Below are 13,423 nucleotides of genomic sequence, written 5' to 3' on the forward strand. Positions count from 1 at the left end.
GTCATGCAACCATAACATATAAGATTTATAAAACCATTTATGAATATTAAATTGATTTAAAAACCATATTCTGTTATTTTTTAATCAAAATCCTAATTCAATCGGTCAAAATGATACATGATACCAAAAAAGGAAAAAAAGCACTGTTTCTTAGTTCAAATTTAACTTATTTACTTACACAACATGCTTTGGACATCAAAAATTTGTCTATAGAAACTGGTGTGCCTCCTGCAACATTAGCTAGATTGCGAAGAGATGGAAGTAATCCAACTTTGTCATCTATTGAACCATTGCTCGATTTTTTTAGAGTCGACATGGATGCATTTCTTTATGAAGATATGTCCAGTCCAAATTATCAAAATAGAAAAAAAATGGGTGATTTAGTACACATCTCCGTTTATTCATTGGAAGATATAGCAAGTGGAAGGAAAAATGCGAAAGTATTAAAGTTTATTGGTGCAGCAGGGATAACTGGAGAAAATGTATTTGGTATTTCGATAAATAGTGATGCTCTAGCACCGGCATTTCAAAGTAACTCGATTGTAATTATTGATCCAAATCTTAAACCAGTCGAAGGCGATTATGTTCTTTGTTGTTTAGGCAGTGGCGAAGAAGATGCACCTGTTTTTAGGCAGATATTTATAGATGGAAATGATTATTATTTTAAACCGGTTAATCCTGGATTTGGAGACATGAAGCATTATGAGAGTTATAAAATTTTAGGTGTAGTTATAAAATCAATTGAATCATATAGGTAAGTTGTGAAAGATAAAGAATCTAAAACACCGCAATTTTATGTGCGTCCAAGAAATTACAATCAATATAATTATGTGTATTTTTTTATGATGCTATTTATAACTATTTTTATAGTTTGTGATATAACAGCATTTAGGATGACTAATTTATTTGGAACTGTCGTACCTGTTAGCGGATTAATTATTCCAGTTGTTTTCTCATTAGGTGATTTAACTGCGGATGTTTATGGTTACCAAATTTCAAGAAAATTAATTTGGAATGCACTTGTTTGCCAGTTTATATTTGGAATTTTAATAACGTTGGCAGTAAATTTTCCTAGTCCAACAGATAACATAGATAACATTCATTATAATGAAGCCTTTAAACATATTATTAGAACTAATATTACAAGTTGCATGTCAGTATCCAGTGGAATGTTTACGAATGCATTTTTAATGTCAAAGTTTAAAATATGGATGAATGGAAAACGTTTTTGGATAAGGACAGTTTTGTCTAGTTCAATTAGTGAATTTGTTCTTTGCTTTGTGGCCTATGCCACATTGTATGTGGGGTTAAAAAGTCCAATTGAAATATGGAAAATAATTCTTAGTGTATGGTATTACAAGCTTATATTTGCTCTATTAGCAGCACCTATAGTTTCAATTATTGCTTCAAAAGTAAAAAAATGGGAAAAAAGTGATGTATTTGACCATGGGGTAAATTACAATCCTTTTTTGTATAATTATAATGCTGACAATAAGGCTACCAACAACATTGGATTAATATAAATTTTCGTCTAAATAGGATGGTTTTAATTAGGAGTTAGTTGTATGAAGGCGAGTAATGTTATAAGTTATTTTGGTAGTTTAGTAAATAAACTAGAACCAGAATATACTCTTCGACTAGAAGATATAATTTATAGTAAATCACATGGTCATGAAATATGTGTTATGCAGTTAGTTGGCAAAAGCGCATTTCCAAAATATACAACCGAAGAGTTATTATCTGATCCTAGTGCAATGATTGGTTTAAGTCCTCAAGATGCCGTTACAATTACTCGTTTAGATTACACAATTAAAGAACGTAAACGTAAGTATCAAGTTCTAGAAATAGATAGAAATGGAACTATTTTGCTTAGAGATTCTTCTGGAAAAGAATGTCGATTTTCAGAAAAAAACATCTCATCTACTAGAGAAATGATTAAAGATATGAGAAGTGAGGATGCGCACGATCTGGGTTATAGAGTAGGCTTTAGAGAAGGTGTTAATGCTAAAAAATATAAAAAGCAGGCATCAAAAGACATTAGAGCCAAAATTATGAGATTTATTCCTTTTGGTAAAATAGGTAAAAAAAATGAATTGGGTTAGATTTGAAACTCTAACCCAATTTTTTTATTAAAGACGACTTTTAAAAAAGGGGATGGAGTTATTTAATAAATCTTCATCCCGAACAGCAAGTGCATTCGTAATTTTATCTTTTTTTACTGTGTTATGATCAGTTAAATGAAGTGTCGCTTTGCCAAGGGTAGAATATAAATGTTTTTGTTCTACATCTGTTAAAGACTCTATATGTTTCATGATCGTCGAAATATCACCTCGTTTTATTGGCCCTGTTAAGGATTGTTCTGGTGACAAGGTTTTTTCAAGATTAGATACAGTTCCTCGCATGATATTTGTAATAACGTGCATTGCCATTTCATTTTCAACGCCAGCTTCTTTCATGCATGAAAGGGCTTGTTGTGCAAGAGTAACTAAATAATTTGAAGCAAAAACACCGGCCGCGTGATATGAAGATTTTTTTATTTTATCTATTTCGTAGGTAATTGAGCCTATAGAATTAAAAAGAGAATGAACATAAGGAAAGGCTTCTTTATCCCCCTCTATAGCACAGTAGGTTCCAGCATATTGTTCAACACTTAACTCAGGCTTTGCAAAACTTCTCATAGGGTGAACACTTGCTACATAACAACCCCGTTCTTTAACTGAAATTAATGCATCGGAAGTAATAGAACCACTGCAATGAAGAACTACGCTGCCTTTTTTTATAAATTTATTTTTACTTAATTCTTCACAAGTGACTGATATTAGATCATCTGGCGTTGTTATAAATGTAATGTCTGCATGTGGTAATTCGTTAATTGTTGGACAATATTTACCTTGACCAATAAATTTAATTGCGTTTATAGAGCTTGTCTCAGATCTATTGCAAATAGATCCAATCTTTACTAGTTTGTTTTTAACAAGTAAATGCCCAATTGTTTTTCCTAGGTGACCAGCACCAATAATATTAACCAATAATGTCATGATAAATTTTTCTCATAAAATAAGTTTAATTGTTCCAAAAATACCACTTTATTAAAAAAAATTCAAATTAATGATTTCAATGTTATTGAAATGAACAGCAAAACCATATATGATTTTAAAAAAACAATAAATGGTTTAAAAATACTATAAAGGGTGCTCATGCTTATTTTATCTAGGAAAAAAGGAGAAAGCATCATGATCAGTACGGATATATGTATCACCATTTTAAAAAATTTGGATGGTACGGTTGACGTTGGTATTTCTGCGCCAAAATCAATACCTGTGAATCGTTTGGAAGTTTTTAATAAAAATAAAATTCAGGAAAAAAAGGATTAAGCATGAACGCAAATAAAAAAAAGATGTCTAAAGTCTTATTAGCTGGAACGATTGCGGTGTTAACCGGCTGTGCTGCAACACAGACGGCATTGGAGCACCGCACCCTGGAGGTCAGCACAAAACAAAGTGAGCCTCTGTTTCTCGAACCCGTTTCCAAGGCTCAAAAAACGATTTACGTATCCATCAAAAACACATCAGATGAATCGATTGATATAACCCATCAATTAAAAACAGCATTAAGCAATCAAGGATATCGAGTGGTAAGCCAGCCTAATCTTGCGCATTACTTGCTGCAAGCTAATATTCTCAAAGTTGGGAAAATGAGTGTTGCTGCCAGTGAATCAGCACTTGGTGGAGGATATGGTTCTGCATTTGCAGGAGCTGTAGCAGGAACTGCTTTAGGTTCGTTTTCTAATAGCAGCTCAGGAATGATAGCAGGAGGAGTTGCTGGAGGTCTGGTAGGTTTAGCTGCTGATTCACTGGTAAAAGCCGTTAATTACACAATGATTACTGACGTTCTAATCAGTGAACGCGTAGGAAAGGGGGTACAGGTAAAAGAGCAATTCGAATCTAATATAGCTAATGGTTCATCCAGTACTACATTACAAAGTTATTCGAAATCAAGTCAATATCAAAAATATCGTATTCGTATTGTATCCAATGCGGATAAAGTGAATTTAAAGTTTTCTGATGCGCGTGGGGCGTTAGAGCAAGGATTAGTTAAAAACATTTCCGAAATTTTTTAGGAAAATCAAGAGAAGGAATGCGTCATGTTGAAACAAATAACAGCTCTGTCAGCACTATTTTTATGCGGTTTATCACAAAATTTTTGTTATGCGTCTGAGCTTAATAGCCAACATATAGCGAGCCAATGCATGAATATATCAAATCATTTGCGGAGCTTAGTGCGATTAAATCCTGATAGCCATTGCGTTGGCGATATTGAAAGCGTTGCTCGTTCTTTAGAATTGACAGGTCAACAATTCAAATTAGAAAAACCCGAAAGGATCTTAACTGCAATTAAATATGCAGAATTAGAACTGCAAGAAATAAAAAACAATCGTGCCTACTGTACACAATTTTATTCATTGATTAATCCGATAATGAAGGAAATCAAAACAACAGGTCATGAAGTCGAAGTTTTTGTAAGTGATTACTTGATTACTTAATTCTACCGAGAAAAAAACATAAAGATAAAAATATAGGCTGAAATTCTGGTCTAGGGGATCGTTTTGTTTAAAAAAGAGCAAGCAACCATGAAAAAAGTAATGAGTCTTAGATTAAAACACATTGGTTCTTTTATAGGGTCATATGGGCTGATAAATAAGAAAATACACAAAAGCGGATTATTGATGCTGCCTATCATGCTTTTAAGTTCATGCCAAACACAGGTAATGCCCAAGCCTTTACCTGTGTTTGATTTTAGGCAAGGAGAGAAAACCACGTTTAATCCGCCTCGTTATTATGTGTGTGGGGATGCGTATTTTCCGTGCAGTTACCAACAAAAAGTGATTATAAAAAAGGAGAAACAACATGGCACTATTAGCTCAATACAAAAATAATGTAATTCATTTTATTCAAGCCCACCATGGGAAAATCTTATTTCTGATGGTGCTTTTCCTCATAGCTCAGGGAAGTTTTGCTGAGGATGCGTTATCGGCTGCCGAACCAACCGTTAAAGATACGTATAACGGATCAATAAAAACCTATCTTTATGTTGGGGAGGCGGTTGCGGCCATTATGACCTTAATTTTTACTCGAAATATTAAGGCGTTAGGCGCTGTAGGTGGGGTAGCTATTTTCTTAAACGTTGTAGCAGCACTGGCAGGGATTTGATATGGAGGACTACAAAAAATACAAGACCCCTCAGTTTCTCAATGAACCTTATCGATTAATCATTTTCACAATTGATGAGGTGATTGTGGCTGTATTCACAATTTATGTGTTGGGTTTCGTTTGTGGGTTTGTAGTCACCTCAATGATTTTGGCCTGTGTGTTTTTATTTCTAATGCGGCGTATTAAAGGAAATGAAGGACCTTATTATTATGTACATTTATTTTATTGGTTCTTTTCATTGTCCCCAAAATTGCGCGCAACGCCACCATCTTGGATTAGAGAATTTTTGGGGTAACAATGAAGATTGAGTATAAAAAATCGGAATTATCTAAAGAGAAAAAGAATAAGGTCTTATTGCTATCACTAAGTGGCGTTTTGTTGGCGGTTGTTTTAATACAATCTATTACTGTAGGCGCTTTATTACATTACGCACACAGTAAGCACGACATTCGTTTTATACCACCAAAAATTTCACAGGAATTTACCCTATCAGGAACCGGTGTTTCGGATGGGTACTTAAGAGACATGTCTAATTTTTTGACTCAGCTTCGTTTTAACGTGACCTCCAGCTCAGCAGCACTCCAATTTAATTCCTTTTTAGGATATGTGTCTCCCTCGCTCTATGGCGATATGCGTGCGCAATTGGTTAAAGAAGTAGAGCAAATTACCCATGAGCATTTATCCAGTGTTTTTTATCCCATGACCTATGACATCGATAACAAGCATTTAAGCGTCAAAGTTTCAGGATTGATGAAGCGTTTTGTCGGCGTAGAAATGATGTCGGAAACTAAGGAAATCTTCTTAGTACAGTATTCCTATGAGTATGGCCAATTAAAAATTATGAATCTTTCCAAGGTGTCCAAATGAAACAAACTTTGATTACATTATTTTTAACTTTATTTGCTTTTGAGGTCATGGGAGCACAAATAAAAACAGTGAGAAATTATGAAGACATCTCCATTAAAGCATCCATTAAAGAGCCAAACAGCATTATGCTGGAGGATGACAGGATTTCGCAAATTAAAGCACCTGGAAATACCTTGGTTGATGCATGCAATGGGAGAGCAAACTGTAAGTTAATTGACGAATCAACAGGGATCCTTACGTTCTTGCCTTCTCCTTTATATCATACACGTTCGTTTACAATTAACGTACTCACTGAAAAAGGGATGTTTTATAATGTACATGTGGATCCAAAACCAATTCCTTCTCAAACCATTGTATTCAAAATTCATAAAAAGCCTGTAATACGTGCATTAGCCCCCAAGACCTCAGGGTATGAAAAATCATTAGTTAATTTTATCAAGGCATTAGTGAATGGCACTTTGCCGGAAGGGTTTACACAAACCATTCCTAAAACAACCTCTTATTATAAATCTCCTATAACACAACTTAAGCGGCTTTTAACGGTTGAGGGCAATCAATTAACGGGTGAAATTTTTGAGTTAAAAAATATAACCAATCGACCTTTAGACATTCGTGAATCTTCGTTTAACTGGCCTGGAACGAAAGCAATTGCACTGGCTAAAACTCATTTGATTCCTTTTGAAACCACCAGACTTTACAGGATTAGCTAATATGTCTCGTCAATTAAAAAAGAAACAACACATCCTTTTGGGTATCGTAATTAGTTTCATTGTTCTTATTATTGCAGGGTTTGCATTTTGGGGCAGTAAAACAACTCCGAATAAAGAAACGGACAAAGAGAACTTCAAAAAACATAATTTGGCAAGCCCAATATCGGCAACGAGTAATGAAGCCCATTGGATTGAAAAAGCACAAAATGCATGGAAGGCAGAGCAAGAAAAATCTCAGATTTTCGATAAAAGCATCAAAGCATTAGGCGTGGACAAACAACAGCAAGTGAAAGTAATTCAGTCTCAAAAGAAAGAAATTTCTGAAATGAAAGCAGCATTGACCGAACTCAAGCAACAAATGGTTAAGTTGCAAATGCAAAAGCCACTGCCTTTAGGTACTGAGCTACACCAAGGTGAAGTAACTAATGGGATGTTACCTCGGGCTGGTGAAGATCGAAAGAACAACATGATGGAGGTTGATTCAGGATTTATTCAATATACGGCAAAACTGCAAAAAAGAGCCAAATCACGCATTAAAACTCCTGATAATTATGTCTTTTCGAATACCTTTGCTAAAGCAGTGGTTCTTCAAGGGGCAGATGTATCGGCAGGAGTTCTAAGCCAGGCAAATCCTGACATTATGATGTTTCAAATTCTTGATGATGGAATTATGCCCAATGGTCATAAATCACATTTAAAGGATTGCTTTGTTAGTGGTGCGGTTATTGGGGATATTTCAAGTGAGCGAGGAAAGATAAGAATGGAACGCTTGAGTTGCATTCATTCGGATGGAACAAGTATTGATACTCAGGTTACCGGAATTGTTTCAGATTCTAAAAATGGTATTCGAGGTCGTGCAGTATGGCGAGAAGAACCCATGGTAAACAAAGCATTTTGGGGTAGTTTCTGGCAAAGCATGGGAAATATTGGCCAACAATATTCTAGCGAATACAGTACCTCTCCTTTAGGAAGCGTGTCAACGGTTAATCCAAGCCGCATACCGCTTGCTGCGGCTTCCGCTGGTGCGGCAGGTTCGGCAAAAATGTATGCCCAATACAATATTAAACGTGCGGAAATGTACCACCCTATTATTCAACTACCTCCTAAAGTGGTCGTAGATGTCGTGTTTCTTAAAGGGTTTTGGTTGGATGGGGGTACCGATACATTAGCTCCAGATAATCCTAGCGAGATAAGAAATCCAAATGCTCATTTTGAAGGCGCTCCTGATGTAACTCCTGAAGAAAAAGCAGCCAATCAATTTTATAAAGAACACTCATTTTAATTTAAATATAGGGAGTATTAATCATGAATAAAACAACAGATTTTTGGTCAAGAAGAGCCTATTTTTTGATGGGGTTATTCCTTGTTTATTATTTATTTATTGGGCTAATTCTTTCCATTTTGTTTTCCACAAACCCTAAAGAGCTTGTTCAGCAACTGTGGCACCACCAATGGCCTCAATATCTTTTTTGCCTTGGTTTAGGCTCAGGATTTTATTTTTCGCTGTCTTCGTGCGCAACACTGGTCACTATGGCAGATTTTTATAGGAACAATAAATCGTATCGAAATTTTTTCCTTACCTGTATGGAACTAATCGTTCAGTTGATTTGGATTTTTCTTCCAATAGAACTAATAAAAAATGGCAATGTGTTAAGTAATCTGAATCCAGCGGTTGTAACAGGGGGCATTTCATTTGCAGTGAGTTTAGCCACATTTCGACGCCTTCGTATAAACACAATTAATGAAAAAATGAAATTTCTCCAGGCTTTTTAAGGACATATGATGAAAATACTAATGAGTGGATTTATTTTGAGCTGTTTGATGTTCACCGGGTGTACCAAAGTGAATTCAGAGTTTGATTGTCCAGCACCTAACGGAGGATCGTGCAAACGCATGGATCAAGTATACGACTTAATCAATGGAGAAGGAGGTGTCACGCAGGAGTCGTTAGCAGTAGCACCTAATCGTAATCCTCTGGTTATGGAGGGAAGGCCTGGAGATCCTTTGCGTTATGGTGAAGGAGTCATGCGCGTATGGATTGCGCCTTATGAGGACACCGAAGGAAGCTACCACCAAGCAAGCCAAGTCTATAGTGTCGTTCAGAAAGGACATTGGATTCAAAATCCACCCAGGGCATTCAAATAAGGAGGGGATGATGAGTTTGTCGATTAAAAAAATAAAAAATTCCCTGAAAAACTCGGCTACGTTTTTAAGTCATGGTTTTAGTGCATTGATGGAAACGTTACGTGATGAACTAGGAATAAATGAAACGCATGCTCGAAAACAAATAGAAGGTTTGTTTGATGCGTACAGTTTGGCTTCTTATCTTCCTGATGAAGTATATGATGCACAAGAAGATATTTATTCTTATAAAGAATCTTCCCACATCATGTTTGAATGTTCCACGCTCATCGGAGCAAGTGAAGAGACAGTAACGATTTTATCCAGCCTGTTAACAGACATTCTTCCTCCTGAAAGTTGTTTGCACGCTTTATTTTGGGCGTCACCCAAAATTGGCCCGATGATTGATGAGATGGAGCGACAACGTAATCAAGGAAGTGAGGTATTAAATGCTTTAGCGCATCGTCGCGCAGAGTTTTATCGAAAAGGCGTTTATCGCTCGTTAACTAAAGAAAGCCATTTTATTTTACGGGATTTTCGATTGTTCCTATGCATTTCTATTCCAAGAAAGTCGATTGATGATGATCGATTGGTTTTAGGTACGTTACGTGAAGACATTCAAAACAATTTGAAATCAATTAATATTGCCTGTCAAGAACTTACCGTTGAGCAGGTAATTAGTTTAAAGCGAGAATGGCTTTTTCCAACAGATGGGCTTTATGAAGATCAAACCCAGTACAATCCCAATACTGAAATACGTCATCAAATTTCTGACATAGAAGCAAAAATGCGCGTCAAGGCGCATCAAATTGATATAGAGCGTGAAGACAGCACGCAAGTGATCAAATGTTTATCAGTAAGACAATTTCCAAAAACACCGATGCAATGGCAGATGGGCGATCTCTTTGGAAAAATGTTTAATACCTCATTGCAAATTGGTTGTCCCTTTCTTTTTAGCTTTGTTGTACGGATTAAAGATAAAGATAAAGTGATGGCAGCACTTGATGCAAAATATGCCGATGAAGGGCAAAATGCAAAGCAACCCTTTATTGCTAAATGGGTTAAGAATTTTAATAAAAAATATGCTGAAATCGAAGAATTAAGGGAACGTTTGAATAGTGAGGATTCGCTTGTTGATTCCTATTACAATGTTCTGTTATACACCACACCGCAAAATGCACGCCGTGATGCGAGACGTGCAAAAGATATTTTCAAAAGCAGTCATTTTGATTTACGAACACCTTCTGGATTACAGTTACAAACGCTACTCGCCTCTATGCCCTTTACTCCTGCTGAAGGCATGTTTGATGATTACAAATCATTTGGGCGTCTGCGTTCTCTTACAAGTTTTAACACCGTCAATTTATTACCTATCCAGGGAGAATGGAAAGGATCTGGTCGATTCGCGCAAATATATCCTCAACGCAGAGGACAGTTCACTCCCATTTATTTTTTTGACAATGTGGTACGTAATTACAATGTAGTCATTATTGCCCCACCTGGGAAAGGTAAATCATTTTTAATGAATGATTACATTCAAAGCCTTTTATCCCAAGGAGGGTTTGTCTATATCATTGATGTAGGGGGATCCTATGCCAAAGTATGTGATCTTCTTGATGGGCAAATGATTGATTTTACCCATGAAAATCCCATTAGCCTCAATATGTTTTCAACAATCGATGCTCATGCAAAAGATGATACGGCATTTAAAGACGTACACAATCAACTCATACAGCTCGTTGGAATGATGGCAAGACCTTCAGGAAATATATCTGATGAAGAGCGTAGTTATATTGAAATAGCCATTGAGATGATGTGGCTTAAATATAAGAACACCACCACGATTACGTTAATAGCAGAATATTTAGAGCTCAATGAAGATCCTATTTCTAAGAATCTCGGACGATTATTGCATAGCTATACTAAGGACGGACGGTATGGCCGGTACTTTGAACCGCCTTGTTCGCTTGATTTTAGTAAGAATTTAGTCCTTTTAGAGCTTGGCGGGTTAGATAAAAATAAAGAGCTACAAAAAATCGTATCTAAACTGTTGATGTATCAAGTCGGTAATGCAATGTATTACAAACCCAAAGACATCCCTAAAAGTTGCTTAATGGACGAGGCCTATGAGCATCTTGCTGATGATGGAAAAAATGGAAATGCTAATTTTGCAAATGAAGGGTATCGTCGGGCTCCCAAATATGGGGGTAATTTTATTACGATTGCTCATGGAATGGATGATTATGAGAATAATCCAACCGCAAAAATGTGCTATGACAATGCTTTTTTTAAAATATTTCTAGGTGCTTCAAAAAGTACGATTGATGTACTTAAAAAAAGTAATCAATTAGATCCTTATGGTGAACGATTAATACGCAGTCTAAAAATCACTAATGAATATTCTGAATTTGTAATGATTTGCGAAGAGAATATTACCGTTCATCGTCTTATTGTCGAACCTTTTTCTCGAATAGTGAATTCTACCCGAGGTACAGAAGTCGAAGCGTTAAAACGGCTAAGATCTCAAGGCATTCCAAAGCATGAAGCTTTCTCTCAGGTGGCTCAAGAGGTATATGGTTATGAATAAAGTACTGAGTACAGTTTTGTCGATAGGTGTTCCGCTTTTGATTCTTCAGGGATTTAATTTCTGGTTGATGAAACCGAAAAACATTGGAACAGTTGATATTGTAGCAATCACTTCTGAGTTTGTCAGGAATGAAGCTAAGAACAACCATTCCAAACAGGAAAAAGAAACGGCTATAAAATCTTTTTCTTATCGTTTAGAGGCATCATTAAACGAATTATCTCGCTCTCAGTCACTGATTATTTTGCCCAAAGAGGCTGTGATTAAAGGCGGCACGGATTACACACAAACGGTAATTTCCATGATTCAAAAAGAGGCTGAATCATGAAAGCCATTCTAATCATTCTTTGTTTCGTGTACTTGCCTTGTGCCTATGCAAAAGATTTAGGGGTTTTTGGTAAAACGTTTGTGATATCTGAAATGGATTTTATGGAGTACATCCAACAAAAAATGAAATCAATGCAAGAAAATGGAGAGTGGAAACGAGTACAAAATCAATTTAAAAAAACAGTTAAAAAGCATATTAACCGACCTCAACCGCTTAATCTACCCAGGGCTACTTCAGATAGAACGTGGCTATTTAATCCGGCAGTAACAGTTCCTTACGATGTGAAGAATGCGCAAGGGAATATCATTATACCCAAAGGAACTACTGTTAATCCTTTGGATCGCGTGAATCTAAGTAGCACACTGTTATTGTTTAATGGTGATGATACAGAGCAAGTTGCTTGGGTTATGCAAGAACAAACAAAGCATCCCAAGGTAAAACTTATTCTGATATCGGGTTCTATAAAACATACGGTCAATCAGATGAAGCAAGCCGTTTATTTTGATCTAAATGGCTTTTTATGTGAAAAATTTAAAATCACTCATGTTCCTGCACTCGTCTATCAAGTTGGAAACCGATTACAAATTGAAGAGGTGTCTTTATGAAATCAATTGTTTTCGTAATTACTTTATTCATGTCAGGTATGGTGTCTGCGGGTACGTGTCATGGTCGTTTTGTTAATCCCATTACGGATGTGTGTTGGTCGTGTCTTTTTCCTTTTAGTCTTGGTCAAAGCAACTTGATTTCCTCTAATCATTTGCCAGATACAAAAAATTCTGAATATCCTGTATGTCAATGTCCTGGAAATCCAATCCCTCGTATTGGAATCACTATAGGCTATTGGGAACCTGTCAACTTGGTTGATGTCACCCGAACACCTTTTTGTTTAGTGAACTTAGGTGGTATTTCCTTAAATTTTGGTAAATATTACCGCAAAGGCACTGTTGAAACAGACAGTAATTTATCCAATCAGTCGTTTTATCATGTGCATTGGTACAAATTTCCATTGATGTATTGGTTGAATGTTTTAACCGATGGCATTTGTGTGGAACAAGGTGATTTTGACATTGCCTATCCTAGCGAATTAGATGCCATGTGGAATGATGACGAGTTGGGGTTCATCATCAATCCTGAGGCGGTTTTATTTGGGACTTTACCCGCTCAAGCATCATGTGCGGCGGATGCTGCAACTTCTCTTGTGGACAGTCCGATAGATAAATTGTTTTGGTGTGCAGGTGCGCAAGGAAGTATGTATCCCCTTACAGGACATGTGCAAGAGCATGTGGGTGGTGTACAGGCTTCTGTCTTGTTATCTGAGCGCATGAATTTCAAAATGCATCGTCAGGGGCTTTTATCGGACTCAATCGCTGCTGATAATTTTTTGGATACTAAAATTTGTTCTTCGCATTACAGCCCCATTCTTCCTAAATCACGATACCGCTATCAAATGGTTAATCCTTTACCTACTACAGGTTCTTGTTATCCCTTGGGACGTGCTACTTCTTTGTGGGAAGCAGGGCATGAATACCCGTATAAAGGCGAAGATTTTGGCTATCTGATTTGGCGAAAGCGTAACTGTTGTGCTTTTTAATTGAGGGATGAG

At 36.4% G+C, this 13,423-nt stretch carries 19 protein-coding genes; 18 read left to right on the forward strand and 1 reads right to left on the reverse strand.

Annotated features, from left to right (window positions below):
- Nucleotides 1-110: 110 nt before the first annotated feature.
- Genes LFA_RS17880 through LFA_RS17890 form a run of 3 tightly spaced genes read left to right on the forward strand, consistent with a single transcriptional unit; the run spans nucleotide 111 to nucleotide 2,102 of the window.
- The gene (locus tag LFA_RS17880) at nucleotides 111-758 is read left to right on the forward strand and encodes a LexA family transcriptional regulator (RefSeq protein ID WP_045097802.1); all 648 of its coding nucleotides are present in this window, start codon (nucleotides 111-113) and stop codon (nucleotides 756-758) included.
- A gap of 3 nt (nucleotides 759-761) precedes the next feature.
- Nucleotides 762-1,523 (forward strand): VUT family protein, encoded by a 762-nt coding sequence (locus LFA_RS17885; RefSeq protein WP_045097803.1) that lies wholly within the window; start codon nucleotides 762-764, stop codon nucleotides 1,521-1,523.
- Between the two features lie 42 nt (nucleotides 1,524-1,565).
- A complete protein-coding gene (locus LFA_RS17890; RefSeq protein WP_045097804.1) occupies nucleotides 1,566-2,102 on the forward strand; it encodes a hypothetical protein in 537 nt (178 codons plus the stop codon).
- Between the two features lie 27 nt (nucleotides 2,103-2,129).
- Here LFA_RS17890 and LFA_RS17895 read toward each other — a convergent pair whose 3' ends face one another.
- Complete coding sequence (locus LFA_RS17895; RefSeq protein WP_045097805.1) at nucleotides 2,130-3,038, reverse strand: Rossmann-like and DUF2520 domain-containing protein; 909 nt, start codon at nucleotides 3,036-3,038, stop codon at nucleotides 2,130-2,132.
- Nucleotides 3,039-3,233: 195 nt separating this feature from the next.
- Between LFA_RS17895 and LFA_RS19655 the strand changes: the two genes are divergently transcribed.
- The 15 genes from LFA_RS19655 to traU all read left to right on the forward strand — a co-directional run bounded on the left by LFA_RS19655 (nucleotide 3,234) and on the right by traU (nucleotide 13,411).
- Entirely contained in the window at nucleotides 3,234-3,374 is a 141-nt protein-coding gene (locus LFA_RS19655) for a carbon storage regulator (RefSeq protein ID WP_230305024.1), read from the forward strand.
- Between the two features lie 2 nt (nucleotides 3,375-3,376).
- A complete protein-coding gene (locus LFA_RS17900; protein WP_045097806.1) occupies nucleotides 3,377-4,120 on the forward strand; it encodes a complement resistance protein TraT in 744 nt (247 codons plus the stop codon).
- A gap of 24 nt (nucleotides 4,121-4,144) precedes the next feature.
- Nucleotides 4,145-4,543 carry a hypothetical protein gene (locus tag LFA_RS17905; RefSeq protein ID WP_045097807.1) on the forward strand — a complete coding sequence of 133 codons (399 nt, stop codon included), beginning with the start codon at nucleotides 4,145-4,147 and terminating at the stop codon, nucleotides 4,541-4,543.
- Between the two features lie 63 nt (nucleotides 4,544-4,606).
- Nucleotides 4,607-4,936: a hypothetical protein gene (locus tag LFA_RS17910; protein WP_045097808.1), complete on the forward strand. Its 330-nt coding sequence runs from the start codon at nucleotides 4,607-4,609 to the stop codon at nucleotides 4,934-4,936.
- On the forward strand, nucleotides 4,908-5,210 hold the full coding sequence (locus tag LFA_RS17915; protein WP_045097809.1) for a hypothetical protein: 303 nt from the start codon (nucleotides 4,908-4,910) through the stop codon (nucleotides 5,208-5,210). Before LFA_RS17910 ends, LFA_RS17915 begins: the two co-directional genes overlap by 29 nt.
- A gap of 1 nt (nucleotide 5,211) precedes the next feature.
- Nucleotides 5,212-5,505: a type IV conjugative transfer system protein TraL gene (gene traL / locus LFA_RS17920; RefSeq protein WP_045097810.1), complete on the forward strand. Its 294-nt coding sequence runs from the start codon at nucleotides 5,212-5,214 to the stop codon at nucleotides 5,503-5,505.
- A 2-nt stretch (nucleotides 5,506-5,507) separates the two neighbouring features.
- Nucleotides 5,508-6,077 carry a type IV conjugative transfer system protein TraE gene (gene traE / locus LFA_RS17925; RefSeq protein ID WP_045097811.1) on the forward strand — a complete coding sequence of 190 codons (570 nt, stop codon included), beginning with the start codon at nucleotides 5,508-5,510 and terminating at the stop codon, nucleotides 6,075-6,077.
- Complete coding sequence (gene traK / locus LFA_RS17930) at nucleotides 6,074-6,787, forward strand: type-F conjugative transfer system secretin TraK (RefSeq protein WP_045097812.1); 714 nt, start codon at nucleotides 6,074-6,076, stop codon at nucleotides 6,785-6,787. Before traE ends, traK begins: the two co-directional genes overlap by 4 nt.
- 1 nt (nucleotide 6,788) lies before the next feature.
- Nucleotides 6,789-8,069: a TrbI/VirB10 family protein gene (locus LFA_RS17935; RefSeq protein ID WP_045097813.1), complete on the forward strand. Its 1,281-nt coding sequence runs from the start codon at nucleotides 6,789-6,791 to the stop codon at nucleotides 8,067-8,069.
- Nucleotides 8,070-8,092: 23 nt separating this feature from the next.
- Nucleotides 8,093-8,560, forward strand: coding sequence for a hypothetical protein (locus LFA_RS17940; RefSeq protein WP_045097814.1), 468 nt, complete (start codon nucleotides 8,093-8,095; stop codon nucleotides 8,558-8,560).
- Nucleotides 8,561-8,566: 6 nt separating this feature from the next.
- Nucleotides 8,567-8,932 carry a type IV conjugative transfer system lipoprotein TraV gene (traV, locus tag LFA_RS17945; RefSeq protein WP_231865958.1) on the forward strand — a complete coding sequence of 122 codons (366 nt, stop codon included), beginning with the start codon at nucleotides 8,567-8,569 and terminating at the stop codon, nucleotides 8,930-8,932.
- A gap of 7 nt (nucleotides 8,933-8,939) precedes the next feature.
- Nucleotides 8,940-11,495, forward strand: coding sequence for a type IV secretion system protein TraC (gene traC, locus LFA_RS17950; protein WP_231865959.1), 2,556 nt, complete (start codon nucleotides 8,940-8,942; stop codon nucleotides 11,493-11,495).
- Entirely contained in the window at nucleotides 11,488-11,820 is a 333-nt protein-coding gene (locus LFA_RS17955) for a TrbI F-type domain-containing protein (protein WP_172653505.1), read from the forward strand. The genes traC and LFA_RS17955 overlap by 8 nt, the downstream gene beginning before the upstream one ends.
- Entirely contained in the window at nucleotides 11,817-12,425 is a 609-nt protein-coding gene (traW, locus tag LFA_RS17960) for a type-F conjugative transfer system protein TraW (RefSeq protein ID WP_045097818.1), read from the forward strand. Before LFA_RS17955 ends, traW begins: the two co-directional genes overlap by 4 nt.
- The gene (gene traU / locus LFA_RS17965) at nucleotides 12,422-13,411 is read left to right on the forward strand and encodes a conjugal transfer pilus assembly protein TraU (RefSeq protein WP_045097819.1); all 990 of its coding nucleotides are present in this window, start codon (nucleotides 12,422-12,424) and stop codon (nucleotides 13,409-13,411) included. The genes traW and traU overlap by 4 nt, the downstream gene beginning before the upstream one ends.
- Nucleotides 13,412-13,423 lie beyond the last annotated feature (12 nt).

It is taken from the genome of Legionella fallonii LLAP-10 (assembly GCF_000953135.1).
In the GTDB taxonomy this organism is placed as follows: Bacteria; Pseudomonadota; Gammaproteobacteria; order Legionellales; family Legionellaceae; genus Legionella; species Legionella fallonii.